At 52.4% G+C, this 25,904-nt stretch carries 22 protein-coding genes and 3 tRNA genes; 21 read left to right on the top strand and 4 right to left on the bottom strand.

What is annotated here, in order from left to right; all coding sequences use genetic code 11:
* Nucleotides 1-150: 150 nt before the first annotated feature.
* Together HV311_RS22810 and HV311_RS22805 are read left to right on the top strand one after the other, a co-directional pair.
* Entirely contained in the window at nt 151-867 is a 717-nt protein-coding gene (locus tag HV311_RS22810) for a hypothetical protein (RefSeq protein ID WP_191220507.1), read from the top strand.
* The gene (locus HV311_RS22805) at nt 867-1,181 is read left to right on the top strand and encodes a YjeO family protein (protein ID WP_191220506.1); all 315 of its coding nucleotides are present in this window, start codon (nt 867-869) and stop codon (nt 1,179-1,181) included. The genes HV311_RS22810 and HV311_RS22805 overlap by 1 nt, the downstream gene beginning before the upstream one ends.
* A 50-nt stretch (nt 1,182-1,231) precedes the next feature.
* Here HV311_RS22805 and mscM read toward each other — a convergent pair whose 3' ends face one another.
* The 3 genes from mscM to rsgA all read right to left on the bottom strand — a co-directional run bounded on the left by mscM (nt 1,232) and on the right by rsgA (nt 6,677).
* Nucleotides 1,232-4,546, bottom strand: coding sequence for a miniconductance mechanosensitive channel MscM (gene mscM / locus HV311_RS22800; protein ID WP_191220505.1), 3,315 nt, complete (start codon nt 4,544-4,546; stop codon nt 1,232-1,234).
* Between the two features lie 17 nt (nt 4,547-4,563).
* Nucleotides 4,564-5,532 (bottom strand): archaetidylserine decarboxylase, encoded by a 969-nt coding sequence (asd, locus tag HV311_RS22795; protein ID WP_016155504.1) that lies wholly within the window; start codon nt 5,530-5,532, stop codon nt 4,564-4,566.
* Between the two features lie 92 nt (nt 5,533-5,624).
* Nucleotides 5,625-6,677, bottom strand: coding sequence for a small ribosomal subunit biogenesis GTPase RsgA (gene rsgA / locus HV311_RS22790; protein ID WP_019078196.1), 1,053 nt, complete (start codon nt 6,675-6,677; stop codon nt 5,625-5,627).
* A gap of 105 nt (nt 6,678-6,782) precedes the next feature.
* Between rsgA and orn the strand changes: the two genes are divergently transcribed.
* The 4 genes from orn to HV311_RS22770 all read left to right on the top strand — a co-directional run bounded on the left by orn (nt 6,783) and on the right by HV311_RS22770 (nt 7,995).
* Nucleotides 6,783-7,328, top strand: a complete 546-nt coding sequence (orn, locus tag HV311_RS22785) for an oligoribonuclease (protein ID WP_016151407.1) — start codon at nt 6,783-6,785, stop codon at nt 7,326-7,328.
* Nucleotides 7,329-7,568: 240 nt separating this feature from the next.
* Nucleotides 7,569-7,644 (top strand) — tRNA-Gly (locus HV311_RS22780).
* A 156-nt stretch (nt 7,645-7,800) separates the two neighbouring features.
* Nucleotides 7,801-7,876: transfer RNA gene (locus HV311_RS22775), tRNA-Gly, on the top strand.
* A gap of 43 nt (nt 7,877-7,919) precedes the next feature.
* A tRNA-Gly gene (locus HV311_RS22770) sits at nt 7,920-7,995 on the top strand.
* A gap of 269 nt (nt 7,996-8,264) precedes the next feature.
* Here HV311_RS22770 and queG read toward each other — a convergent pair.
* The gene (gene queG / locus HV311_RS22765) at nt 8,265-9,404 is read right to left on the bottom strand and encodes a tRNA epoxyqueuosine(34) reductase QueG (protein ID WP_191220504.1); all 1,140 of its coding nucleotides are present in this window, start codon (nt 9,402-9,404) and stop codon (nt 8,265-8,267) included.
* Here queG and nnr point away from each other — a divergent pair.
* The 15 genes from nnr to HV311_RS22690 all read left to right on the top strand — a co-directional run bounded on the left by nnr (nt 9,403) and on the right by HV311_RS22690 (nt 25,899).
* A complete protein-coding gene (gene nnr, locus HV311_RS22760) occupies nt 9,403-10,950 on the top strand; it encodes a bifunctional ADP-dependent NAD(P)H-hydrate dehydratase/NAD(P)H-hydrate epimerase (RefSeq protein ID WP_191220503.1) in 1,548 nt (515 codons plus the stop codon). The two genes, queG and nnr, sit on opposite strands and share 2 nt — an antisense overlap.
* Nucleotides 10,922-11,383, top strand: coding sequence for a tRNA (adenosine(37)-N6)-threonylcarbamoyltransferase complex ATPase subunit type 1 TsaE (gene tsaE / locus HV311_RS22755; protein WP_016151410.1), 462 nt, complete (start codon nt 10,922-10,924; stop codon nt 11,381-11,383). The genes nnr and tsaE overlap by 29 nt, the downstream gene beginning before the upstream one ends.
* Before the next feature lie 16 nt (nt 11,384-11,399).
* Nucleotides 11,400-12,731 carry an N-acetylmuramoyl-L-alanine amidase AmiB gene (amiB, locus tag HV311_RS22750; protein ID WP_065554875.1) on the top strand — a complete coding sequence of 444 codons (1,332 nt, stop codon included), beginning with the start codon at nt 11,400-11,402 and terminating at the stop codon, nt 12,729-12,731.
* Nucleotides 12,732-12,740: 9 nt separating this feature from the next.
* Nucleotides 12,741-14,603, top strand: a complete 1,863-nt coding sequence (gene mutL / locus HV311_RS22745; protein ID WP_191220502.1) for a DNA mismatch repair endonuclease MutL — start codon at nt 12,741-12,743, stop codon at nt 14,601-14,603.
* On the top strand, nt 14,596-15,546 hold the full coding sequence (gene miaA / locus HV311_RS22740; protein ID WP_016151413.1) for a tRNA (adenosine(37)-N6)-dimethylallyltransferase MiaA: 951 nt from the start codon (nt 14,596-14,598) through the stop codon (nt 15,544-15,546). Before mutL ends, miaA begins: the two co-directional genes overlap by 8 nt.
* Before the next feature lie 84 nt (nt 15,547-15,630).
* Nucleotides 15,631-15,939: an RNA chaperone Hfq gene (gene hfq, locus HV311_RS22735; protein WP_003025584.1), complete on the top strand. Its 309-nt coding sequence runs from the start codon at nt 15,631-15,633 to the stop codon at nt 15,937-15,939.
* Nucleotides 15,940-16,013: 74 nt separating this feature from the next.
* On the top strand, nt 16,014-17,294 hold the full coding sequence (gene hflX, locus HV311_RS22730) for a ribosome rescue GTPase HflX (protein ID WP_016151415.1): 1,281 nt from the start codon (nt 16,014-16,016) through the stop codon (nt 17,292-17,294).
* A 189-nt stretch (nt 17,295-17,483) separates the two neighbouring features.
* A complete protein-coding gene (hflK, locus tag HV311_RS22725; RefSeq protein WP_016151416.1) occupies nt 17,484-18,737 on the top strand; it encodes an FtsH protease activity modulator HflK in 1,254 nt (417 codons plus the stop codon).
* Between the two features lie 2 nt (nt 18,738-18,739).
* Nucleotides 18,740-19,744 carry a protease modulator HflC gene (gene hflC / locus HV311_RS22720; RefSeq protein ID WP_016155510.1) on the top strand — a complete coding sequence of 335 codons (1,005 nt, stop codon included), beginning with the start codon at nt 18,740-18,742 and terminating at the stop codon, nt 19,742-19,744.
* Between the two features lie 82 nt (nt 19,745-19,826).
* Nucleotides 19,827-20,024: a DUF2065 domain-containing protein gene (locus HV311_RS22715; RefSeq protein WP_019078201.1), complete on the top strand. Its 198-nt coding sequence runs from the start codon at nt 19,827-19,829 to the stop codon at nt 20,022-20,024.
* Nucleotides 20,025-20,126: 102 nt separating this feature from the next.
* Entirely contained in the window at nt 20,127-21,425 is a 1,299-nt protein-coding gene (gene purA / locus HV311_RS22710; protein WP_003025606.1) for an adenylosuccinate synthase, read from the top strand.
* A gap of 216 nt (nt 21,426-21,641) precedes the next feature.
* The gene (gene nsrR, locus HV311_RS22705; RefSeq protein WP_003025609.1) at nt 21,642-22,067 is read left to right on the top strand and encodes a nitric oxide-sensing transcriptional repressor NsrR; all 426 of its coding nucleotides are present in this window, start codon (nt 21,642-21,644) and stop codon (nt 22,065-22,067) included.
* Nucleotides 22,068-22,105: 38 nt separating this feature from the next.
* Entirely contained in the window at nt 22,106-24,568 is a 2,463-nt protein-coding gene (rnr, locus tag HV311_RS22700) for a ribonuclease R (protein ID WP_047500007.1), read from the top strand.
* Nucleotides 24,569-24,638: 70 nt separating this feature from the next.
* Nucleotides 24,639-25,370 carry a 23S rRNA (guanosine(2251)-2'-O)-methyltransferase RlmB gene (rlmB, locus tag HV311_RS22695; RefSeq protein WP_003830482.1) on the top strand — a complete coding sequence of 244 codons (732 nt, stop codon included), beginning with the start codon at nt 24,639-24,641 and terminating at the stop codon, nt 25,368-25,370.
* A gap of 124 nt (nt 25,371-25,494) precedes the next feature.
* Entirely contained in the window at nt 25,495-25,899 is a 405-nt protein-coding gene (locus HV311_RS22690; protein WP_149381742.1) for a DUF2170 family protein, read from the top strand.
* Nucleotides 25,900-25,904 lie beyond the last annotated feature (5 nt).

Genomic DNA, 25,904 nt, shown 5'->3' with positions numbered 1-25,904 from the left:
ATAATTGGAAATGATTGCTGCTATGAATTTATTTTAAAAAATATAACTTCTGATTTTTCCTTTTATGCTTGTGATGTCTGTCTCATTACTGGTTGAGAATCATGGCTATTGTTAGGTCAATGTTTACATTGCCTTGGTGATTAAATTTTTATGATGATCAACTCTCCGCCATTTTGTGAGATAGACGAATATGGTTTTCCTCATTGGAACGGGTTGGATTTTTTCCGTTGGTATGCCCTGCCTACCAATTGGCGTTTTATGACTGGGAAATCATATCTTTGGTATTATAAAACGGCTTGGTTAATTCACCATAGAACTATTATAAAACAATGTGCTTATGAAGCAAGAGTCCCAGAATTACTCCTTGCAGGTGTTGCTGTCGCAGAAGTTGGCGGAACTCCAGAGAGATTTAAAGGTGTTGGTGTTCTGCAATTTAGACAGGTAATTGAAGAAGTATTGGGAAAGAGCAGCAATGAATGGTCGAATGCTACATCTGTCGGTTCAGTTGCTATCCAGATAGGCGTTGCAGCAAGAACAATAGGTATTCACCCAGATAAACTGACTCATTTTCAGCAATTCCGCTTGTCGCAGTGTTTGCTTGATAACCACTTTAATATTCGGGTTGTAGCATTCCATTTACGCGATCTTATTTTATATGACAATCCAGATTCTGATACTATGTACTTGACAGATGAACAAATAATATTGGCTGGTTCTAGATATAATCGTGGAACCATGAGAAATAAAAAGGATATTATCCAATCTATTAGTGAACAACCCGGTTTTCCGGATCGTGAGTATAGTGAATATGGTCGTCGAATTATAGAAAAGAAAGATGCAATACTTAAAATTATGCGAGGCGGCTAATGAGTTGGAAGTCTTTTACATTGAATTTCATCTGGGGCATAGTTAGCATTATATTGATAATTATGTTTTCAACTCAGGACAAGGAATGGTTTATTGACGGCAGGGGAATCAATAATGTCTGTGATGTCATGGATTATATTGAGGACGACGATGTTCGTTCTGTGGGCATAATCTTAACATTACCTCTGTTTATTCCTTTTATCTATGCGATCGTATGGAGAAGACAGCGCGGTATCTGGCAATATTCTGTCATGGCGACTCTCCTGCTTTTTTGGTTATGGCGTTTTATCATTAGATATCAATTATGCTGGTAAATAAGACGCTGGGTAGTGTAAGCACACCTCACGTCTTATTGTGGCATGACTTACAAACTCCCCGCCGGGCGACTGCTTCTGCCCGCAGAACTTAAGGTTCTTCCCGTTTGCTTACCGCCGAGGCTCTCCAGACGCATCTGGAACGGTGGGAACGGCATATCGATACCGTGCTCGCGGAAGCCTGCCAGAATCAGCTGGTGGATTTCGTGGCGCAGCGGCATACGATGCCCCATCTCAGCGGCATAAATACGCAGTTCGAAGATTTGAATCCCTTGCTGCAGGTCAACCAGGAAGACTTCTGGCGCCGGGTTATCGATAACCAGTGAGCAGCGTTGTGCGGCAGTAAGCAGGATCTGCGTAACCTCCTCGCTGTTAGCCTCCGACGGTGCCGGGATGGTTAATACCACACGGGTGACCGAATCCGATAACGACCAGTTGATAAACTGCTCGGTGATAAAGGCTTTGTTGGGGACGATGATCTCTTTGCGGTCCCAGTCGCTGATGGTCGTGGCGCGGGTATTAATTTTCGTCACGCTACCGGTAAGATCGCGAATCGTCACTGTGTCGCCAATGCGGATTGGTTTTTCAAACAGGATAATCAGGCCGGAAATAAAGTTGGCGAAGATCTCCTGCAAACCAAAGCCCAGACCGACACCGAGAGCCGCTACCAGCCATTGCAGTTTGGACCACTCAATACCGATCATTGAGAAGCCAACCAGACCGCCAATCAGCATCAGCAGGTACTTGGTGATGGTGGTGATGGCGTAACCGGTGCCGGGGGTTAAATCGAGATGTTGCAGCAGCGCCAGCTCCAGCAGCGCGGGCAGGTTGCGCACTAATTGGGTAGTGATGATAAACACCAGGATTGCGATAAGCACTGCACCCAGCGTTATCGGCTCTAAACTTTCCACACCCTGCACCGTGGAGGTGACATCCCACAACGAGATATTTTCCAGGAAGCCGAAAGCGGAATGAATTTCTGACCACAGCACAATGACCGAGAGCAGGGCGATAAGCATCAGGATAGAGCGCACCAGGCGCAGTGATTGCGCGCTGATAGCATCCAGATCCACTTCGCTTTCATCAACATCAATCGTGCCTTCAAGGCTGGTGGAATGCGCTGATTCTTCTTCACCCCGTGCGCGCTGCGCCAGCATTTCGGCACGTCGATGCTTGGCGCGGTCAAACGCCAGCCGGCGGCGCTGGATCAGCATCCAGCGGCGGATAACGTGATACACCACTAGTAACAAGAACCAGATAGCTACGGACGTTTCCAGACGCGCCAGTAAAGCTTGCGACGTGGCGAGATAGCCCACTGCCGCAGCGAGAATGGCAATCAGCGGTGCGCCCATCAGCATATTCCACAGCATGCTGTTGACCATGTTATCGCTGTTGCCTTCTTTATCGAGGTACAGCGGTATCCCGGCGCGTTTCAGGCTCAGGGTTACGACCGCCAGCGCACCGCAAATCAGAATAAAGCACAGACGCCCCAGTGAGGCGGAGAATTCCCGGTCATTGAGATTATCAAACATAATCACCGCCATGATCAGCGGCACAATCAGCCCGATACTCATCAGGTAATAGTGCATGGCTTTCGCGACGCGGTTACGCGGCCAGCCAAAGTGGGCAATGAACAGACCGTTGGGGCGCGCAAAGGTGGCGCAAATCATTACTGCCCACAGCATGGGCACCGTGGCGGTAACGCCATCGCCGATAGCGACAGCTAATGGATAAGGCCAGGCTTCCTGCAATCCGTAACCGAGCGTTGCCCACAGCACCGGCAACGGAGAAGCGACGAGTATCGACCAGAACACCGTGCGTATCGTCAGCCAGAAGTGGTCTTGGGTGACTTTTCCGACCCGCGCAGATGAACGCTCCAGAAAACGGGTGAAGTGTTTGCGCGAAGAGAGGCTAAAGCCAACCAGCACCAATGCCGCGAAAAGCGGCAGCAGCGTTTCTTTGCTGGTCAGCATCATGATGCTGGCTTTGCCCAACTGATTAAACGTATCTAATGAGATCAGACGCCGCAGATCCTGGACGATGTCGACAGGCCAGGAGAGGGAGATGGGGCTAACGTCCGAGGTCCAGAACAGATAGCGGTGCGTTGCTTCGTTGACCTCTTTTAGCGCATCTTCCAGTTGGCTGTTAGAGACTTTGAGCTTGGTCAGCTCAAGGATCAGCGTATCGCCGCCCTGTAACAAAGAGTTCAGCAGCTCACGCTGGGTGCGTAACTGGGCGTTGAGAATGCTGCTCTGTTCAGCGGTCAGCGGTTGTCCATCGGCCTGATGAATCTGACGCAACTGCGGCTGTTTGTTGAGGAGATCCTCATAGCGCATACGGTGCACGCGAAGCTGCGCCATTTCGGTATCCAACTGCTGAGGCTTGGGCATTTCCGGTAAACGGGATACCTGCGCGCGCAGCGCTTCTCCCAGCATATTTGAGACCCCAAGCCACTGAGACTGCTCTCGCAGCGTATTCAATGCCTGGCGCACCTGCAGCGTTTGGCTGGCGGCTTGACGCTGTTGCGAGGCGACCAGGTCCATACGTTGCGCCTGCTGGTTTAATGCCTGAGACAGTTCGCGGTTAACCTTGAACTGGTCGACAATACCTTCCGGCAGTCCCGCGCTGTTTTCCGCCAACAGTTCGGTGCTTTCCAGCGCTCGCTCTGCCTCACGCTGACGTTGACTGTTGAGCTGGTTGCGCAAAGCCTGCAAGTAAGTATCGAGCTGCTGGCTCTGTTTTTCCGCCAGCTCTGAGCGCATACGCGCCAGCTCCTGGCGGTTATTAGCGGAAAGCTGCGCCAGCTCCAGTTCATCGACCAGGGCTTTGAGTTTGGCGGATTCAGCCTGCATCGCCTGATTCTGCGCGGGATTAGCGTTGGCGGTACCAATACGTCGCTCAAGCTCATTTAGCTGGCGGCGGGCATCGGTTTGCTGTTGAGGAAGCTGGCTTAACGAGTCGGCGATTTCCCGGGCGCGATCCTGCTCCTGCTGGGCCTGACGACTCTTTTCCAACAGTTGGCTGCTGACCTGGAGGATCTCCTGGTTTAACGCATCGGTGGTGAGTCCGGTTGGCACATTGCGCGGTTCGTCGCGCAGGTTGCTAAGCTGCGCGCGTAATGTTGCGGACAGCTTGGGGAAGTTATCAATAACCTGCTGATATTGCTGGGTACGCTCGAGAGAACCTTTACGCTCCTCGAGGGCATTCAGCGCGGACTGGAGCGCCTCGACGGTTTCTGGCTGAGCAGGTTTCGCCGCTTTTGCCTGCTCCAGTTCCTGGGTGAGTTGTTTGGCATCGGGGGCCGTCGCAGCGTACGCCCCCAGGCTGAGGCACCAGGCCATCAGAAAAGTGATAATCAGGCGCACAGCAGCGATTCCTATGTTTAACTTTCGTCTTTTTTGTCGTCAACCAGCGGGCTGGCGTCGTGTTCTGCTTCAATCTCTTCTTTCGCAAGCGGGGCTGGTTCTGCCTCTGGCGTCACGAATGTCTCGGTCGAGATGGCCATTGGCTGGCCGATTTTGGTCACTGAAAGGTCCTGCAACTGCTCAACCAGGTTAACTTTGCCAGGCGCGAACAGGTTGATAACGGTGGAACCGAGCTTAAAGCGGCCCATTTCCTGACCTTTCAGCAGCGCCACCGACCCTTCGCTTTCACCTTCCGGCCAGGTCCAGCGTTTGATGACGCCTTCACGCGGTGGGGTAATGGTGCCAGCCCATGCGGTTTCAATACTGCCGACGATGGTCGCGCCGACCAGAATCTGCACCATCGGGCCAAATTCGGTATCAAACAGACAGATTACGCGTTCGTTGCGTGCAAACAGGTTTGGAACGTTTTGCGCAGTCAGGATATTTACAGAGAAGAGATCGCCTGGCACGTACATCATTTCACGCAGGATACCGTTACACGGCATATGTACACGGTGGTAATCGCGTGGAGATAAGTAAGTGGTCACAAACGTACCGTTGCGGAATTTGTCCGCCATCTGGTAGTTGCCGGCCAGCAGTGCTTCAAGGGTATAGCTGTGCCCTTTGGCCTGCAGTAGTTTGTCTTCTTCGATGTTTCCTAACTGGTTAATCACGCCGTCAGCAGGCATGACCAGTACGTTTGGATCGGTGTTAATCGGGCGAACGTCGTCGCGCAGTGGGCGAACAAAGAAGTCGTTAAAGGTGCGATAGCTGGCGGTATCCGGCTTTTGCGCCTCTTTCATATCGACCTTGTAATATTTCACGAACAGATCGATAACCAGTTTAGTCAGCCATCCTGCTCGTTTGCTCGCACCCCAACCCGCCAGGCGAGTGAGCCATAGTTTCGGCAGAATGTATTGTAGCGAAAGCTTAAATGAGTTTAACAAGGTAGCCTCCAGGCCATAATTTGTTCCCGATCCGGCATACGGGCCGGATCCTGAAAAAAGGGGGACGATTCTAGCGATGCTTAGCTTAGTTGTCAGTTGTCTGTATCAGAAAAGTTTTTACGTGTTTTTACCTGCGCCATGCTTTCCAGGATGCGGTGATAATTTTCAAACCGAGTTTCGGCTATTGCCCCTTTTTCTACGGCCTCACGGATAGCGCAGCCTGGATCGGTATCATGCTTGCAGTCGCGGTATTTGCAGTGGCCTAGGTAGTCATGGAATTCGACAAAACCATGTGTGATTTGTTCCGGCTCCAGATGCCACAACCCGAACTCACGTACGCCAGGGGAGTCGATAACGTCACCACCGTGCGGGAAATGATACAGGCGAGAGGCAGTGGTGGTGTGCTGTCCAAGGCCAGAGTTGTCGGAGACATCGTTGGTCAGGATCTCTTCCTGCAGGCCGAGAAGATTATTGAGCAGGCTAGATTTACCAACGCCCGACTGACCGGCAAAAATGCTGATGCGATCGGTTAATGCTTCTTCAAGCGGTTTCAGGCCGTCTTTAGTGCGGCTTGATACCATCAACACGCGATAGCCAATGTGGCGATAAATATCCATCTGTTCGTTAACAAAGGCCATGCCTTCGTCATCCAGCAGATCGATCTTATTCAAGACGATAATTGGTTCAACGTGTAGCGTTTCACAGGCTACCAGATACCGGTCGATAATATTGAGTGACAGCTCGGGTAAGATGGCTGAGACAATAACGATCTGGTTGATGTTGGCGGCAATGGGTTTTACCCCGTCGTAAAAGTCGGGACGTGTCAGTACCGAGGTACGCTCGTGTACTGCCTCAACGATGCCTTTGACATTCACGCCTTCTGCTGCTGCTTTTCCCGGGCGCCAGACAACGCGATCGCCGGTCACCAGCGAGCGAATTGTACGGCGGATGTTGCAGCGGTGAATCTCACCGTCAGCAGATTCCACGTCGGCATGCATGCCAAAACGGCTGATAACGATGCCTTCAGCGGTTTCGCCAAACAAGTTGTCGTCGTAGTCTGGCTTCTCCGTGGACGTTTTCAGACGACGCTGGTGATTGGCGTTCACACGGCGCTGTTGGCCTTTGGAGAGTTTATTCTTACTCAATCGGACTGACTCCTGGTCGCCCATAATGGGCAAAACATTTATGATACACGCAATTTTAGATGAATATAGTCACACTGAATGTGACGCTGAAGGGTGGAAAATAGCATGAGTGCCAATGAAAACAACCTGATTTGGATCGATCTGGAGATGACAGGTCTGGATCCCGAGCGCGATCGCATAATTGAGATAGCCACGCTGGTGACGGATGCCAACCTGAATATTCTGGCTGAAGGACCGACAATTGCGGTGCACCAGTCCGACGAACAACTGGCATTAATGGATGACTGGAACGTACGTACGCATACCGGTAGTGGGCTAGTGGATCGCGTGAAGGCGAGCACCATGGGGGATCGTGAAGCTGAACTGGCTACGTTGGCTTTTTTGAAAGAGTGGGTTCCAGAAGGGAAATCACCTATCTGCGGCAACAGCATCGGTCAGGATCGTCGTTTCCTGTTTAAATACATGCCGGAGCTGGAGGCGTATTTCCATTATCGCTATCTTGACGTCAGTACGCTGAAAGAACTGGCGCGTCGTTGGAAGCCGGAAATTCTTGCTGGCTTCACCAAGCAGGGAACGCATCAGGCGATGGACGATATTCGTGAATCTGTTGCTGAGCTTGCTTACTATCGCGAACATTTTATTAAGCTTTGATTTTGTGGATGGTCGGGCGGCGCTGTGGCTTACCCGACCTACGAATATCGTTCCTGCGTGCTTGCACTGAGGTAGGATTGTCGCTAAATTAGACGACTTGCCGATAAATTCAGCACTTAAACAGAAAAACGAAAAAATCGCTTTTAGGGGGGTTGCAGCTAAACGGATTTCTCGTATAATGCGCCTCCCGTAACGACAGAGAATTACACGTTACGGCAGCAGCAAAAGCAGTACAAATTTGCGGGAATAGCTCAGTTGGTAGAGCACGACCTTGCCAAGGTCGGGGTCGCGAGTTCGAGTCTCGTTTCCCGCTCCAAAATTTGAAAGTGCTTGTAAAGCACAGACCACCAATCGCAGATTTTCGAATTGCGACAAGGCGGCAACTGAATGAGTCCTTAGGAGCTTACTAAAGTAAGTGACTTAGGCGAATGAAGGCAGCCAACGCAGTAGCGGTTCGAAAGACGAAGATTAAGCGGGAATAGCTCAGTTGGTAGAGCACGACCTTGCCAAGGTCGGGGTCGCGAGTTCGAGTCTCGTTTCCCGCTCCAAAATTTGAAAGTGCTTATGTCTACAAAGCACAGACACACCCAAGCGGGAATAGCTCAGTTGGTAGAGCACGACCTTGCCAAGGTCGGGGTCGCGAGTTCGAGTCTCGTTTCCCGCTCCAAATTCTTACCCCAATAAAAATATCCACAGCGAATAAATACGTTGGGGACGTTTTGTTTCGTCATTGACATACTCTTGTAAACAGACTTATCCACAGGTTCGGGTATTATTCCTGGAATGCAAAAAACTTAGTCGGGTGAATAGTATCATTTTAACTCTTTGAAAATATTGAATTAATTATCATTTCAAATTGTTAATGCGATCACTTGACGATTTTTTCCCTCTTGAATATCAATGTGTTTTTATTTTTATACACAAGCTGTGGATGACTTAAGCGTCACGCGGCAGACCCTTTTCAATGACCCTGACCAAACGTTGTTTCTTCGGTAACTGCACTTCAACTACGCAGGCATTTCGCTTCTCGATTTGCTGAGCAACCGCCCATTCTATGTGTTCGTCGAGAAGTGGGTGCTCACCTCTGCGACTTTCCAGCGCGTGAATAACGGCTTCATCCCATGGGGCATTACCCAGCGCAACGGCGATATTTCGCAGCCAGCGCAGGTGACCAATACGACGAATAGCAGACCCCTCCGTGACTTTTAAAAACCACGCTTCGCTCCAGCTAAACAGCTCTATTAACTCTGGAGCATGAAGTTGTTTGCGTGGGTTGAAGTCATCCTCTGTCGTCAACTGCGAGTATCGGTTCCACGGGCAAATGAGCTGGCAATCATCGCAGCCGTAAATTCGATTCCCCAACAGGGGACGAAATTCTTCCGGGATCGCGCCTTCCAGTTCGATAGTGAGATAAGAGATACAGCGGCGCGCATCTACCGTGTAGGGTTTAACGATGGCTCCGGTGGGACAGATGGTCATACAGGCGACGCATTTCCCGCATCCTTCTTCTACTGGGTTGTCGACCGGCAGGGGCAAATCGATCAGTAATTCCCCGAGAAAGAAAAATGAACCAGCTTCGCGATTGAGGATAAGTGAGTGCTTACCTGTCCAGCCAAGCCCGGCTTTTTCCGCTAATGGACGCTCAAGAATGGGCGCAGAATCGACAAACGGTCTAAAATTCAGCGAAACGCAGTGCTGTTGAATCCTCTCTCCCAGCTTTTTTAAGCGGTTACGCAGCAGTTTATGGTAGTCGCGCCCAAGCGCGTAACGGCTGACGTAACCCAGAGAGGGGTTTTTCAACGTGCTGGCAAAGGCCGCATTGGCAGGAAGATAGTTCATACGTACGCTGATGACACGTAACGTACCGGGTAATAATTCGTGAGGTCGGGCGCGCATCATGCCGTGACGGGCCATCCAGTCCATCTCGCCGTGATAGTGTTTATCCAGCCAGGCCTGCAGTTTGGGCTCCGCTTCGCTGAGGTCGGTATCGGCAATACCGACCTGCTGAAAGCCAAGCTCCAGCCCCCACTGCTTAATATTTTGCGCTAACTGATTGAGATCGAGGGGCTCTGACATGACGGACCATACAATGAAGAAAAACCCCGCAAGTATACCACACTCCATTTGGCACGCCGATGACATCAGGCGGATGGAGCGAGAGGCGGCAGACAGTTTAGGACTGACGTTGTACGAGCTGATGCAACGGGCGGGAGAGGCGGCGTTTCAGGTCACCCGCGAGACATATCCAAACGCTCAGCACTGGCTGGTGCTATGTGGTCATGGCAACAACGGTGGTGATGGTTACGTGGTGGCAAGGCTTGCCAAAGCTCAGGGGCTTGATATTACGTTGCTGGCGCAGGAGAGTGATAAAGCGCTCCCTGAGGAAGCACAGCAGGCGCGCGACGCCTGGCTTAACGCCGGTGGCGTCATTCATGCTGCGGATATCAATTGGCCAGATCGCGTGGACATCATTATTGATGCGCTGTCAGGCACGGGCTTAAAACACGCGCCGCGTGAGCCTCTCTCGGCATTGATCGAACGTGCCAATCACCATCCTGCCCCTGTCGTGGCGATAGACATTCCATCCGGCCTGCTGGCGCAGACGGGCGCGGCGCCGGGTGCGGTTATCAATGCTGCGCACACCGTGACCTTTATTGCGTTGAAGCCAGGTCTGCTAACCGGTAAAGCGCGCGATGTCACCGGACGCCTGCATGTTAACGCACTCGGTCTGGACGACTGGCTGGCGGGGCAGAACGCGCCGCTGCAACGGTTTGATGCTCAACAGCTTGTACACTGGTTAACGCCGCGTCGACCCACCTCGCACAAAGGCTCCCACGGTCGGCTGGTGATCATCGGTGGTGACCACGGCACGGCTGGCGCAATACGCATGGCCGGTGAAGCGGCGCTGCGTGCAGGAGCCGGGTTGGTCAAAGTGCTAGCCCGAAGTGAAAATATTGCGCCTATTCTGACTGCCAGACCGGAACTGATGGTCGATGCGCTGACGCCGCAGACTCTGGAAGAGAGCCTGGCGTGGGCGGATGTTGTGGTGATAGGACCAGGGCTTGGTCAGCAGGAATGGGGTAAAAAAGCGCTGCAAAAGGTAGAGAATTTTCGCAAACCGATGCTCTGGGATGCGGATGCGCTGAACCTGCTGGCAATCAACCCCGATAAACGTCACAATCGCGTGATCACGCCGCATCCTGGTGAAGCCGCGCGACTTCTGGGCTGTTCCATTGCAGAAATTGAAGACGATCGATTACTTTGCGCACAACGTCTGGTAAAACGGTACGGAGGCGTCGTCGTGCTGAAAGGCGCGGGTACGGTTGTTGCTGCCGAACAGGCCGAATTGGGTATTATTGATACCGGCAATGCTGGAATGGCCAGCGGCGGAATGGGTGATGTGCTTTCCGGTATTATTGGCGCATTGCTCGGACAGAAGCTTACCCCGTATGATGCGGCATGTGCGGGATGTGTCGCGCACGGTGCGGCGGCGGATGTGCTGGCGGCGCGTTTTGGTACGCGCGGCATGCTGGCAACAGATCTCTTTACCACGCTACAGCGTATTGTTAACCCTGATGTGATTGACGTTTATCATGATGAATCGAGTAATTCCACTACCTGATGAGCAGGCGACTTTAGACCTGGGACTGCGGGTAGCCAAAGCCTGTGATGGCGCGACGGTAATTTATTTGTACGGCGACCTGGGGGCGGGTAAAACCACTTTCAGCCGGGGATTCCTGCAGGCGTTAGGTCACAAAGGAAATGTAAAAAGCCCCACCTATACGCTGGTTGAACCCTATTCGCTCGATAATTTGATGGTATATCACTTCGATCTGTACCGACTTGCGGACCCAGAGGAGCTGGAATTTATGGGGATCCGCGATTATTTTGCCAATGACGCCATCTGCCTGGTGGAATGGCCGCAACAAGGTAAAGGTGTACTGCCAGACCCGGACGTCGAAATACACATTGAATATCAGGCGCAAGGTCGAGAGGCGCGCATAAGCGCAGTCTCCTCATCGGGTGATTTATTGCTGGCGCGTTTAGCCGATTAACCTTAAGGGTGGCGGGATGATTTATCGCATCAGAAACTGGCTGATGGCAACACTGGTCCTGCTGTGCGCGCAGGCAGGGGCCGCCAGCCTCTCCGATCTTCAGGTGTCCAATGGCGATCAACAAGCGCGGATTACGCTGAGCTTTATTGGCGATCCTGAATACGCAGTTTCGCAGGACGGGAAACGAACCGTCGCGTTGGATATTAAACAAACCGGTGTGATTCAGGGGTTACCGCTGCTGTTTAGCGGCAATAATCTGGTGAAATCTATCCGTTCCGGCACGCCAAAAGATGCGCAGTCTCTGCGCCTGGTTGTGGATTTAACCGAGAACGGCAAAGCCGAAGCCGTAAAACGCCAGAACGGCGGCAATTATACCGTCGTGTTTACCATCAAAGCTGATGCGCCACCGCCGCCTCCACCACCTCCAGTGGTTGCGAAGCGTGTTGAAGCGCCGGTTATCGCCCCGCGCCCTGCCGAGCCTGCGCGTAATCCGTTTAAAGCGGAAAACGATCGCACCACGATGGTAACCAACAGTAATACCTCCACACGACCTGCGGCGCGCGCCAGTACCAGTAACGGCGAAAAAGTAGTTATCGCCATTGATGCCGGACACGGCGGGCAGGATCCTGGCGCTATTGGTCCCGGTGGCACACGTGAGAAAAACGTCACGATTGCCGTGGCGCGCAAACTGCGCAGTTTGCTCAATGATGACCCGATGTTTAAAGGCGTACTCACCCGTGATGGCGATTACTTTATCTCGGTGATGGGGCGTTCAGACGTTGCGCGTAAACAAAACGCCAACTTCCTGGTCTCTATACATGCAGATGCCGCACCAAACCGGGATGCCACAGGTGCTTCCGTCTGGGTACTGTCAAACCGTCGGGCAAACAGTGAAATGGCCGGCTGGCTGGAACAGCACGAAAAGCAATCGGAACTGTTGGGTGGGGCGGGCGATGTGCTGGCAAACAGCCAGTCCGATCCTTATCTCAGCCAGGCCGTGTTGGATCTGCAGTTCGGTCATTCGCAACGCGTTGGGTATGATGTAGCGACCAGCATGATCGGCCAGTTAGAACGTATTGGCTCGATGCATAAGCGTCGTCCGGAACACGCCAGCCTTGGGGTATTACGTTCGCCTGATATCCCGTCAGTGCTGGTTGAAACCGGCTTTATCAGTAACAACAGCGAAGAGCGTTTGTTGGCGAGTGATGACTACCAGCAGCAGCTGGCCGAGGCAATTTACAAAGGATTGCGTAACTATTTCCAGGCGCACCCGATGCAAACCGGGCCTCAGGGCACACAGGCGCAAACCGCCAGTGCGGTATCGCCTGGTAACACGTTAACAAATTAAGGATTAGCCATGCCGATTCAGGTTCTACCGCCACAGCTGGCGAACCAGATTGCCGCAGGCGAGGTGGTAGAACGGCCTGCGTCAGTGGTGAAGGAGCTGGTGGAAAACAGTATCGATGCCGGTGCGACGCGCATTGATATTGATATTGAGCGCGGCGGCGCGAAGCTTATCCGTATTCGTGACAACGGCTGCGGGATTAAAAAAGACGAGCTGGCGCTGGCGCTGGCACGTCATGCCACCAGTAAAATTTCCTCGCTTGACGATCTCGAAGCCATCGTGAGCCTCGGGTTTCGCGGCGAAGCGCTGGCCAGTATCAGCTCCGTTTCTCGTTTAACCCTGACGTCGCGTACGCAAGAACAACCTGAAGCCTGGCAAGCCTATGCCGAAGGGCGCGACATGGATGTGACGGTTAAACCCGCTGCGCATCCGGTGGGAACCACGCTGGAGGTGTTAGATCTGTTCTACAACACCCCGGCGCGGCGCAAGTTTATGCGCACCGAGAAAACGGAATTTAATCATATCGACGAAATAATCCGCCGTATTGCGCTGGCACGTTTTGATGTGACGATTAATTTGTCGCACAACGGCAAAGTGGTGCGCCAGTACCGGGCAGTGGCTGCGGATGGGCAGCAAGAGCGCCGACTGGGCGCGATTTGCGGCACGCCGTTTCTGGAACATGCGCTGGCGATTGAATGGCAGCATGGCGATTTAACGCTGCGCGGTTGGGTGGCCGATCCTAACCACACGACGGCGGCGCTGGCGGAAATCCAGTACTGCTATGTGAATGGCCGGATGATGCGCGACCGGTTGATCAACCATGCTATTCGTCAGGCCTGTGAAGATAAGCTGGGAGCCGATCAGCAGCCCGCTTTTGTGTTGTATCTGGAAATCGACCCGCATCAGGTGGATGTTAACGTACATCCCGCCAAACATGAGGTCCGTTTTCATCAATCACGCCTGGTGCATGATTTTATTTACCAGGGTGTGTTGAGCGTCCTGCAACAGCAGCTTGAAACGCCGCTGCCGTTGGCTGATGACGACGAGCCCGCGCCAAGGCACATCCCGGAAAACCGCGTCGCGGCCGGACGTAACCATTTTGCCGAACCGGCCCCGGCGCGTGAACCTGCGACGCCGCGTTACTCAGCATCTGCTGGCGCTGGCAGTAGTGGTGGCCGTCAGACGGGGGCCAGCTGGCCTCATGCCCAACCTGGATATCAAAAGCAGCAGAGTGAGATTTATCAGCAACTGCTACAGACGCCGGTTCCGCCGCGTAAAACGCCGGTTTCTGAAACGCCATCAGCACCTCTGACCGGCAACAGTCAGGGCTTTGGGCGGGTGCTAACCATTGTCGGTACGGACTGCGCATTACTCGAATGCGATGGTCATATTCGGTTGCTGGCATTGCCGGTGGCGGAACGTTGGCTACGTCAGGCGCAGTTAACGCCGGACCAGGGCGTCGTTTGCGCTCAGCCGTTACTGATCCCTTTACGTCTAAAAGTAAACGCTGATGAAAAAGCGGCGCTGCAAAAAGGGCAGAGCCAACTGGCTGAGTTGGGTATTGAATATCAACTGGATGCACAGCATGTGACCATCCGGGCGGTGCCTTTACCCTTACGCCAACAAAATTTACAAATCTTGATTCCTGAACTGATAGGCTACCTGGCGCAGCAGTCCGAATTCGAACCGGGCAATATTGCACAGTGGATTGCACGTAATCTGATTAGCGAGCATCCGCAGTGGAGCATGGCTCAGGCGATTACGCTGTTAGCGGATGTTGAGCGGCTTTGCCCACAACTCGTGAAGGCGCCGCCGGGTGGTTTGTTACAACCTGTTGATTTACATTCGGTAATGAATGCCCTGAAACATGAGTGATACCCGTAAGGCGAGCCTGCCAAAGGCGATTTTTTTGATGGGGCCGACGGCCTCCGGTAAAACGGCACTGGCAATTGAATTGCGTAAAGTTTTGCCTGTAGAGTTGATAAGCGTTGATTCCGCCCTTATTTACAAGGGGATGGATATCGGTACAGCCAAGCCTGATGCAGATGAATTACAGGCCGCGCCGCACCGGTTGCTGGATATCCGCGATCCGTCCCAGGCGTACTCTGCTGCGGATTTTCGCCGCGATGCGTTAGCCGAGATGGCTGATATCACCGCCGCGGGGCGTATTCCGCTGCTGGTGGGCGGCACAATGTTATATTTCAAAGCCTTGCTTGAAGGGCTGTCGCCGTTACCGTCGGCAGATCCGGAAGTCAGGGCCAGAATTGAGCAGCAGGCGGCAGAGCATGGGTGGGACGCGTTACACCGACAGCTTCAGGAAATAGATCCGGTGGCTGCGGCGCGTATTCATCCAAATGATCCGCAAAGACTTTCCCGGGCACTGGAAGTTTTTTTCATTTCGGGTAAAACTTTAACGGAGCTGACGCAAACGTCAGGAGATGCTTTGCCGTATCAGGTGCATCAGTTTGCTATCGCCCCGGCGAGCCGTGAACTGCTCCATCAGCGAATTGAGCAGCGTTTTCATCAGATGTTGGCTTCAGGTTTTGAAGCAGAAGTCCGGGCGCTATTTGCCCGTGGAGATTTGCATACGGATTTGCCTTCCATTCGTTGTGTAGGGTATCGCCAGATGTGGTCATACATTGAAGGCGAAATTTCATACGATGAAATGGTTTATAGAGGTGTTTGCGCCACGAGGCAGTTGGCGAAGCGACAGGTAACCTGGTTGCGTGGTTGGGAAGGGGTGCACTGGCTTGACAGTGAAAAGCCTGACCAGGCGCGAAACGAAGTATTACAGGTTGTTGGTGCTATCGCGAACTGAATGTGTACAATTGAAACGTATCGTGCGCAATTTTTCAGAATCGAAAGGTTCAAAGTACAAATAAGCATATAAGGAAAAGAGAGAATGGCTAAGGGGCAATCTTTACAAGATCCGTTCCTGAACGCACTGCGTCGGGAACGTGTTCCAGTTTCTATTTATTTGGTGAATGGTATTAAGCTGCAAGGTCAAATCGAGTCTTTTGATCAGTTCGTGATCCTGTTGAAAAACACGGTCAGCCAGATGGTTTATAAGCACGCGATTTCTACTGTTGTCCCGTCTCGCCCGGTTTCTCATCACAGCAATAATGCCACCGGCGGCACTGGCAGCAACTACCATCACGGTAGCAACGCGCAAGGTTCATCTGCGCAACAGGACAGCGAAGAAACCGAATAAGGTTGTTAGCTGTTTTACACACGGGGAGCCAGCGATCCTGCGTTCCCCGTTGATATATATTAAGGGGTTGACGCTTGTTTGACCGTTATGATGCCGGTGAGCAGGCGGTACTGGTACACATCTATTTTTCGCAAGACAAAGATATGGAAGACCTCCAGGAGTTTGAATCTCTGGTTTCTTCCGCCGGTGTCGAAGCAATGCAGGTGATTACCGGGAGCCGTAAAGCACCGCACCCGAAGTATTTTGTTGGTGAAGGTAAGGCAATCGAAATTGCGGAAGCCGTAAAAGCGACTGGCGCTGCGGTGGTGATTTTTGATCATGCTCTAAGCCCCGCCCAGGAACGTAACCTGGAACAGTTGTGCCAGTGTCTTGTTATCGACAGGACAGGTCTTATTTTAGATATTTTTGCCCAGCGTGCGCGCACCCATGAGGGTAAGTTGCAGGTTGAGCTGGCGCAGTTGCGCCATATGGCTACTCGTCTGGTCCGTGGCTGGACCCACCTTGAAAGGCAAAAGGGCGGGATTGGTTTGCGCGGTCCGGGTGAAACCCAGCTCGAAACCGACCGTCGTTTGCTGCGTAATCGCATTTTGCAAATACAGTCGCGCCTGGAAAAAGTTGAAAAGCAACGTGAGCAGGGGCGACAGTCGCGCAAGAAAGCGGATGTCCCAACCGTATCACTGGTGGGATATACCAACGCCGGAAAATCCACCCTGTTCAACCAGATCACCGAAGCCCGGGTTTACGCAGCGGATCAGCTGTTTGCGACCCTGGACCCAACGCTGCGCCGTATAGACGTAGCGGACGTCGGTGAAACCGTGCTGGCGGATACCGTAGGGTTTATCCGTCATTTGCCGCACGACCTGGTGGCGGCGTTTAAAGCCACCCTGCAGGAAACGCGTCAGGCGACATTGCTGCTGCATGTTATTGATGCTGCAGATTTTCGTGTGCAGGAAAACATCGAGGCCGTCGACACGGTGCTCGAAGAGATCGATGCGCATGAGATCCCGACTCTGCTGGTGATGAATAAAATCGATATGCTGGATGATTTTGAACCACGTATCGACAGAGATGAAGAGAATAAACCCATTCGCGTTTGGGTTTCAGCGCAAACGGGAATAGGTATACCACAGCTTTTTCAGGCTTTGACTGAGCGACTTTCCGGTGAGGTGGCGCAGCATACGTTGCGTTTGCCGCCGCAGGAAGGGCGTCTGAGAAGCCGGTTTTACCAACTTCAGGCAATAGAAAGAGAGTGGATGGAGGAGGACGGCAGCGTGGGTCTGCAGGTTCGTATGCCGATCGTAGACTGGCGTCGCCTCTGTAAACAAGAACCGGCACTGGAAGACTATATTGTCTGACCTGACGGATATGGCCTGAAGATTTTTTCGCCTCTATACCTTGTGGGTTTTGTGCAGCATGAAGGTGGCAAGTCCTGAAATCTTCAGGAGCATAGTTAACTATGTGACTGAGATTAAGGGGCGTAGCCAACGCATCGGCAGCGCAAAATACGCAGGTATAGCATCGCATAACAAATATGGAGCACAAAAATGGCGTGGAATCAGCCCGGTAATAACGGACAAGACCGCGACCCGTGGGGAAGCAGCAAACCTGGCGGCAACCCTGAGGGAAATGGAAACAAAGGTGGTCGCGATCAGGGACCTCCCGATCTGGATGATATCTTCCGCAAACTGAGTAAAAAGCTCGGTGGTCTGGGTGGCGGTAAAGGTGCTGGTTCTGGCGGCGGTAGCTCATCGCAAGGCCCGCGTCCGCAATTAGGTGGTCGAGTCTTTACTATCGCAGCGGCAGCTATCGTCATTATCTGGGCGGCCAGCGGTTTCTACACCATTAAAGAAGCGGAACGCGGCGTGGTGACACGCTTCGGTAAATTCAGCCATTTGGTTGAGCCGGGTCTGAACTGGAAACCGACCTTTGTCGACGAAGTGACCCCGGTCAACGTGGAAGCCGTGCGTGAACTTGCCGCATCCGGCGTGATGCTGACCTCTGACGAAAACGTCGTACGCGTTGAAATGAACGTGCAGTACCGCGTGACCGATCCGCAGCGTTACCTGTTTAGCGTAACCAGCGCGGATGACAGTCTGCGTCAGGCAACCGACAGCGCCCTGCGTGGGGTTATCGGTAAATACACCATGGACCGTATCCTGACCGAAGGGCGTACCGTTATTCGTAGCGATACCCAGCGTGAACTGGAAGAAACGATCCGTCCGTACAACATGGGTATCACCCTGCTGGACGTCAACTTCCAGGCAGCACGTCCGCCGGAAGAAGTAAAAGCCGCGTTTGACGATGCCATTGCAGCACGTGAAAACGAGCAGCAGTACATCCGTGAAGCAGAAGCGTACACCAACGAAGTTCAGCCACGTGCTAACGGTCAGGCGCAGCGTATTCTGGAAGAAGCGCGTGCTTACAAAACGCGAACCATCCTGGAAGCACAGGGTGAAGTGGCTCGTTTCGCAAAAATTCTGCCGGAATATAAAGCCGCACCGCAAATTACTCGCGAGCGTCTGTATATCGAAACCATGGAAAAAGTGCTGAGCAATACCCGCAAAGTCCTGGTTAACGATAAGGGCAGCAATCTGATGGTTCTGCCGCTGGATCAAATGCTGAAAGGCGGTAGTGCGCCAGCAGCAAAGAGTGACAGCAGTTCAAACCTGCTGCGTCTGCCGCCAGCAACGACGTCCGGCACTGGAGCAAGCAATACCTCGTCCACCAGTCAGGGCGATATTATGGACCAACGCCGCGCGAACGCGCAGCGTAACGACTACCAGCGTCAGGGGGAATAACGATGCGTAAGTCAGTTATTGCGATTATCATCATCGTTCTGGTAGTTCTGTTCATGTCTGTCTTTGTGGTTAAAGAAGGCGAGCGCGGGATTACTCTGCGCTTTGGTAAAGTTCTGCGTGACGATGAAAACAAGCCGCTGGTTGTTGCACCAGGCCTGCACTTCAAGATTCCGTTTATTGAATCTGTGAAGATGCTGGATGCGCGTATTCAGACCATGGACAACCAGGCCGATCGCTTTGTTACCAAAGAGAAGAAAGACCTGATCGTTGACTCCTACATTAAGTGGCGCATCAGTGACTTTAGCCGTTACTACCTGGCAACGGGCGGTGGCGATGTTTCTCAGGCAGAAGTCCTGCTGAAACGTAAGTTCTCTGACCGTCTGCGTTCTGAAATTGGTCGTCTGGACGTGAAAGACATCGTTACCGATTCCCGCGGTCGTCTGACGCTGGAAGTTCGTGATGCGCTGAACTCCGGTTCTGCTGGCACGGAAGATGAAGTCGCGACTCCGGCGGCAGATAGCGCGATTGCCGAAGCGGCTGAGCGTGTTCAGGCTGAAACAAACGGTAAAGTACCGGTCATCAACCCGAACAGTATGGCGGCATTGGGCATCGAAGTGGTTGACGTGCGTATCAAGCAAATCAACCTGCCTGCTGAAGTGTCTGAGGCTATCTACAACCGTATGCGCGCTGAGCGTGAAGCGGTAGCGCGTCGCCATCGTTCACAAGGTCAGGAAGAAGCGGAAAAACTGCGTGCCACGGCGGATTATGAAGTGACTAAAACGCTGGCAGAATCTGAGCGTCAGGGCCGCATCATGCGCGGTGAAGGCGATGCAGAAGCCGCTAAACTGTTTGCCGATGCGTTCAGCCAGGATCCTGACTTCTACGCCTTCATCCGTAGCCTGCGTGCTTACGAGAAGAGCTTCGAAGGCAACCAGGACGTGATGGTCATGAGCCCGGACAGCGATTTCTTCCGCTACATGAAGACACCGAGCACTACGACACGCTAATAAAGTTCCAGCGGTTTTAAACCAGCAAAACCACCGGCATCCCCAGGGATGCGGTGGTTTTCTTTTTATAAAAGGACGATGGATGAATTCAACAATTTTGCTGGCGCTCGCGCTGGTTTTGGTGCTGGAAGGCCTGGGCCCTATGCTTTATCCCCGCGCGTGGAAGAAAATGATTTCCGCAATGGCGCAACTTCCCGAAAATACTTTGCGTCGTTTTGGTGGAGGTCTTGTGGTTGCGGGCGTTGTGGTCTACTACATGTTGAGGAAAACGATTGGCTGATCAATAAGTAGCCTATTTTGCGGATTTTCGCATGCAAAAAGTGCTGTATATCTGAAAAAGCGGTGGTAGAATCCATTTTTAAGCAAACGGTGATTTTGAAAAATGGGTAACAACGTCGTCGTACTGGGCACCCAATGGGGTGACGAAGGTAAAGGGAAGATCGTCGATCTTCTGACTGAACGGGCTAAATATGTTGTGCGCTACCAGGGTGGTCACAACGCAGGCCATACTCTCGTAATCAACGGTGAAAAAACCGTCCTCCATCTTATTCCATCAGGTATTCTTCGCGAGAATGTCATCAGCATCATCGGTAACGGTGTTGTACTGTCTCCGTCCGCGCTGATGAAAGAAATGAAAGGACTGGAAGATCGTGGCATCCCGGTTCGCGAGCGCCTGCTGTTGTCTGAAGCTTGTCCGCTGATCCTTGATTATCACGTTGCGTTGGATAATGCTCGTGAGAAAGCGCGTGGCGAGAAAGCGATCGGTACTACCGGTCGTGGCATCGGTCCGGCTTATGAAGACAAAGTAGCTCGTCGCGGTCTGCGCGTTGGCGATCTGTTTGATAAAGCAACCTTCGCTGAAAAACTGAAAGAAGTGATGGAATATCACAACTTCCAGCTGGTGAATTTCTATAAAGTTGAAGCAGTTGACTACCAGAAAGTGCTGGATGATGTGATGGCGATTGCCGACATCCTGACCTCTATGGTTGTTGATGTTTCCGATCTGCTGGACCAGGCGCGTAAGCGTGGCGATTTCGTCATGTTCGAAGGCGCACAGGGTACCCTGCTGGATATCGACCACGGTACCTATCCGTACGTAACGTCTTCCAACACCACCGCAGGTGGCGTGGCGACCGGCTCCGGCCTGGGTCCACGTTATGTGGATTACGTTCTGGGTATCATCAAAGCTTACTCTACACGTGTAGGCGCGGGTCCGTTCCCGACTGAGCTGTTTGATGACGTTGGCGAGTTCCTGTGCAAACAAGGTAACGAGTATGGCGCGACCACCGGTCGTCGTCGTCGCACCGGTTGGCTGGACTCCGTTGCGGTACGCCGTGCAGTACAGATTAACTCCCTGTCTGGCTTCTGCCTGACCAAACTGGACGTACTGGACGGTTTGAAAGAGGTGAAAATCTGTGTCGCTTATCGTATGCCGGATGGCCGTGAAGTAACGACTACCCCGCTGGCTGCGGACGACTGGAAAGGTATCGAGCCGATCTACGAAACCATGCCAGGCTGGTCTGAATCCACCTTCGGTGTGAAGGAACGTAGCGGTCTGCCGCAGGCAGCACTGAACTACATCAAGCGTATTGAAGAACTGACCGGTGTGCCGATTGATATTATCTCAACTGGCCCAGACCGTACTGAAACCATGATCCTGCGCGACCCGTTCGACGCATAATTCTGGTTATAGCGTGGCGTCGAATGGCGCTGCGCTTGCACTATCTTAGGCCGGATGAGGCGCTTTGCATCATAATCCGGCTTAAAATCACGTAAGTTCCTCGCTTTTTTCCTTCCTGAACTGAAATAAATTAGCGACCTGGCTGGTGGCTGGTTTATCATCAATGTAATTAATACCACCAGGTTTATCCGTTTTATCCCTTTTCCTGAGGTTGATGTGCAGTTAACAAGTTTCACCGATTACGGATTACGTGCGCTAATCTACATGGCGTCACTTCCCGAAGGACGTATGACCAGTATTTCTGAGGTGACAGAAGTCTACGGCGTGTCCCGTAATCATATGGTCAAAATAATCAATCAACTTAGCCGTGCGGGCTTCGTTACTGCTATTCGAGGAAAAAATGGCGGTATCCGCCTGGGTAAACCAGCTAAGGATATTGGTATTGGTGATGTGGTTCGCGAGCTGGAACCACTATCGTTGGTCAATTGTAGCAGCGAGTTTTGCCACATTACCCCAGCCTGTCGACTCAAACAGGCGCTTTCTAAGGCAGTGCAAAGTTTTCTCACGGAACTGGACAACTACACACTTGCTGATTTGGTTGAAGAGAATCAACCGCTTTATAAATTATTGCTGGTGGAGTGACGAAAATCTTCATCAGAGCTGACAATGGAGGAACCTCGATGTCACAAGATCCTTTCCAGGAACGCGAAGCAGAAAAATACGCGAATCCTATCCCGAGCCGGGAATTTATCCTCGAACATTTAACTAAACGTGAAAAACCGGCCAACCGCGATGAGCTGGCCGCTGAACTCAACATTGAAGGTGAAGAGCAGCAAGAAGCGCTGCGTCGCCGCCTGCGCGCCATGGAGCGTGACGGGCAACTGGTCTTCACTCGTCGTCAGTGCTATGCGCTGCCGGAGCGTCTTGACCTGCTGAAAGGTACCGTTATTGGCCACCGTGATGGCTACGGCTTTCTGCGCGTTGAAGGCCGCAAAGATGACCTGTACCTGTCCAGCGAGCAGATGAAAACCTGTATTCATGGCGATCAGGTGTTGGCACAGCCGCTGGGCGCGGACCGTAAAGGTCGTCGCGAAGCGCGTATTGTGCGCGTACTGGTACCGAAAACCAGCCAGATTGTCGGTCGCTACTTCACCGACGCTGGCGTTGGGTTTGTCGTCCCTGACGACAGCCGCCTGAGCTTTGATATCCTGATCCCACCGGAAGAGGTGATGGGTGCTCGTATGGGCTTTGTGGTCGTGGTTGAGCTGACCCAGCGTCCGACGCGTCGCACTAAAGCGGTGGGTAAAATTGTTGAAGTCCTGGGCGACAACATGGGAACCAGCATGGCCGTTGATATGGCGCTGCGTACTCATGAAATCCCGTATATCTGGCCTCAGGCGGTCGAAAAACAGGTCGCCGGACTGAAAGAAGAAGTGCCGGAAGAAGCGAAAGCCGGACGTGTCGATCTGCGCTCCCTGCCGCTGGTCACTATCGATGGCGAAGATGCGCGTGACTTCGATGATGCGGTTTACTGCGAGAAGAAACGCGGCGGCGGCTGGCGTTTATGGGTGGCGATTGCTGACGTAAGCTATTACGTTCGCCCGCCGACTCCGCTGGACCAGGAAGCGCGCAGCCGTGGCACATCCGTCTACTTCCCATCGCAGGTTGTTCCGATGCTACCGGAAGTGCTGTCTAACGGATTGTGTTCGCTCAACCCGCAGGTGGACAGGCTGTGTATGGTCTGTGAAATGACCATTTCGTCGAAAGGCCGCTTAACAGGCTTTAAATTCTACGAAGCGGTTATGAGCTCCCATGCGCGTCTGACCTACACCAAGGTCTGGCACATGCTGCAGGGCGATCAGGAACTGCGTGAGCAGTACGCGCCGTTGGTTAAACACATTGAAGAGCTGCATAACCTCTACAAAGTGCTGGATAAAGCGCGTGAAGAGCGTGGCGGTATCTCGTTTGAAAGTGAAGAAGCGAAGTTTATCTTCAATGCTGAACGCCGTATTGAACGTATTGAGCAGACGCAGCGTAATGACGCGCACAAACTGATTGAAGAGTGCATGATCATGGCGAACATCTCAGCGGCGCGATTCGTTGAGAAAGCCAAAGAGCCGGCGCTGTTCCGTATTCACGATAAGCCGACGACCGAAGCGATTAATTCGTTCCGTTCGGTGTTGGCGGAGCTGGGGCTGGAGCTGCCCGGCGGTAATAAACCCGAGCCGCGTGATTACGCTGAACTGCTGGAGTCGATTGCTGACCGTCCTGACGCAGAAATGCTGCAAACTATGCTGCTGCGTTCAATGAAGCAGGCGATTTACGATCCGGAAAACCGCGGTCACTTTGGCCTTGCGTTGCAATCTTATGCACACTTCACCTCGCCGATCCGTCGTTACCCGGATCTCTCCTTGCACCGGGCGATTAAGTATCTGCTGGCGCAGGAGCAGGGCCATAAAGGCAACACCACGGAAACGGGTGGCTACCATTATTCGATGGAAGAGATGCTGCAGCTGGGTCAACACTGTTCGATGGCCGAGCGCCGTGCTGACGAAGCTACGCGCGACGTCTCTGACTGGCTGAAGTGCGACTTCATGCTGGATCAGGTAGGTAATGTCTTCAAAGGCGTGATCGCCAGCGTTACCGGGTTTGGTTTCTTCGTCCGTCTTGATGAGCTGTTTATCGACGGTCTGGTGCATGTCTCCTCCCTGGATAACGACTACTATCGTTTTGACCAGGTTGGGCAGCGTCTGACGGGAGAATCCAGCGGTCAAATGTATCGCCTGGGCGATCGCGTGGAAGTTCGCGTGGAAGCGGTCAACATGGACGAGCGTAAAATCGACTTCAGTTTGATCTCCAGCGAACGTGCACCGCGCAATGAAGGTAAAACCGCGCGTGAAAAAGCGAAAAAAAGCGATGCGGGTAAAAATACCGGTAAGCGTCGTCAGATGGGCAAAAAAGTAAATTTCGAGCCGGATAGCGCTTTCCGCGGCGAGAAGAAAGGCAGAGCCAAACCTCAGGCGGATAAAAAAACGGCTGAGAAGAAAGGCGATAAAAAAGCGAAAAAGCCATCGGCAAAAACGCTTAAAATCGCTGCCGCCACCAAAGCTAAACGCGCGACGAAAAAGAAAGTCGCGCAATAACAGCCATAAACAGTAAGTCGGGCAACCTCGCGTTGCCCGCGTTACGCATAAACTATTAACGAGTACATTCATGAGTGAAATGATTTACGGCATCCATGCGGTGCAGGCTCTGCTGGAACGTGCGCCTGAGCGCTTCCAGGACGTCTTTATTCTCAAAGGTCGTGAAGATAAACGCCTGCTGCCGCTGATCCACGCACTGGAAGCACAGGGTGTTGTCATTCAGCTGGCTAACCGCCAGTTCCTGGATGAGAAAAGCGAGGGTGCGGTACATCAGGGAATTATTGCTCGCGTGAAGCCGGGTCGTCAGTATCAGGAAAACGATCTGCCGGATCTGATTGCTACGCTCGATCAGCCGTTCTTTTTGATCCTCGATGGTGTTACCGATCCGCATAACCTGGGGGCATGCCTGCGTAGCGCCGATGCTGCTGGCGTCCATGCTGTTATCGTACCGAAGGATCGTTCTGCGCAGTTGAATGCAACGGCGAAAAAAGTGGCCTGCGGCGCGGCAGAAAGCGTACCGCTGATCCGTGTGACCAACCTGGCGCGCACTATGCGTATGCTGCAGGAAGAGAATATCTGGATCGTCGGAACCGCAGGTGAAGCTGACCATACTCTCTACCAGAGCAAAATGACCGGACGTCTGGCGCTGGTGATGGGCGCAGAGGGTGAAGGTATGCGTCGTTTGACCCGCGAACACTGTGACGAACTGATCAGCATCCCGATGGCTGGGAGCGTTTCGTCGCTGAACGTTTCAGTTGCGACGGGCATCTGCTTGTTTGAGGCTGTACGCCAGCGCGGCTAAACTTATTTTTCGGAAAAAGCCATCCAGATTTGGATGGCTTTTTTTTATCTTAAACAAGTATGATAAATGGTGGAAAATGATATTCATTTTATTTATTTTTAACTAACTAATATATGGAAAATATATGGCATGGACTCCGCAGTTGCTTGCTAAAGCACTACAAACTCTTCCTGAATTAAATATAAATACTGAATATAACGAACAATCATTAATGGTCAAAATGAATGATTTTGGTGATTTGTCGCTCAGTGTTCTATTCACTTCCCGCCAGATTATTATAGAAACTGTTATTTGTTCTGTTAGTAGTATTCATGATCAGGATGAATTTAATATTTTCTTATTACGTAATCAAAAAATCCTTCCTTTGTCTTCTGTGGGAATTTCTCGCGTTCAGCATGAAGAATATTACGTCGCATTTGGCGCCCTCTCGCTTAATTCATCGTTGGATGATGTGGTTCTGGAGATGACTACGCTTGCGGATAACGCGCTGGATCTCGCTGAAATAACTGAAGAATACACTTACGAATAACAAGG

Source organism: Citrobacter sp. RHBSTW-00881 (assembly GCF_013728515.1).
Lineage (GTDB): Bacteria > Pseudomonadota > Gammaproteobacteria > Enterobacterales > Enterobacteriaceae > Citrobacter > Citrobacter braakii.
The sequence above is the reverse complement of the archived record's forward strand: the minus strand, read 5'-3'. Positions and strand labels throughout refer to the sequence as shown.

What these genes read in the sequence shown, in the direction of transcription:
- tsaE (WP_016151410.1), top strand. Translation starts at nt 10,922, where the DNA reads ATGATGAATCGAGTAATTCCACTACCTGATGAGCAGGCGACTTTAGAC.
- rlmB (WP_003830482.1), top strand. Translation starts at nt 24,639, where the DNA reads ATGAGTGAAATGATTTACGGCATCCATGCGGTGCAGGCTCTGCTGGAA.
- rnr (WP_047500007.1), top strand. Translation starts at nt 22,106, where the DNA reads ATGTCACAAGATCCTTTCCAGGAACGCGAAGCAGAAAAATACGCGAAT.
- hfq (WP_003025584.1), top strand. Translation starts at nt 15,631, where the DNA reads ATGGCTAAGGGGCAATCTTTACAAGATCCGTTCCTGAACGCACTGCGT.
- mutL (WP_191220502.1), top strand. Translation starts at nt 12,741, where the DNA reads ATGCCGATTCAGGTTCTACCGCCACAGCTGGCGAACCAGATTGCCGCA.
- queG (WP_191220504.1), bottom strand. Translation starts at nt 9,404, where the DNA reads ATGTCAGAGCCCCTCGATCTCAATCAGTTAGCGCAAAATATTAAGCAG.
- orn (WP_016151407.1), top strand. Translation starts at nt 6,783, where the DNA reads ATGAGTGCCAATGAAAACAACCTGATTTGGATCGATCTGGAGATGACA.
- amiB (WP_065554875.1), top strand. Translation starts at nt 11,400, where the DNA reads ATGATTTATCGCATCAGAAACTGGCTGATGGCAACACTGGTCCTGCTG.
- nnr (WP_191220503.1), top strand. Translation starts at nt 9,403, where the DNA reads ATGACGGACCATACAATGAAGAAAAACCCCGCAAGTATACCACACTCC.
- hflK (WP_016151416.1), top strand. Translation starts at nt 17,484, where the DNA reads ATGGCGTGGAATCAGCCCGGTAATAACGGACAAGACCGCGACCCGTGG.
- HV311_RS22715 (WP_019078201.1), top strand. Translation starts at nt 19,827, where the DNA reads ATGAATTCAACAATTTTGCTGGCGCTCGCGCTGGTTTTGGTGCTGGAA.
- hflC (WP_016155510.1), top strand. Translation starts at nt 18,740, where the DNA reads ATGCGTAAGTCAGTTATTGCGATTATCATCATCGTTCTGGTAGTTCTG.
- HV311_RS22810 (WP_191220507.1), top strand. Translation starts at nt 151, where the DNA reads ATGATGATCAACTCTCCGCCATTTTGTGAGATAGACGAATATGGTTTT.
- HV311_RS22690 (WP_149381742.1), top strand. Translation starts at nt 25,495, where the DNA reads ATGGCATGGACTCCGCAGTTGCTTGCTAAAGCACTACAAACTCTTCCT.
- purA (WP_003025606.1), top strand. Translation starts at nt 20,127, where the DNA reads ATGGGTAACAACGTCGTCGTACTGGGCACCCAATGGGGTGACGAAGGT.
- miaA (WP_016151413.1), top strand. Translation starts at nt 14,596, where the DNA reads ATGAGTGATACCCGTAAGGCGAGCCTGCCAAAGGCGATTTTTTTGATG.
- HV311_RS22805 (WP_191220506.1), top strand. Translation starts at nt 867, where the DNA reads ATGAGTTGGAAGTCTTTTACATTGAATTTCATCTGGGGCATAGTTAGC.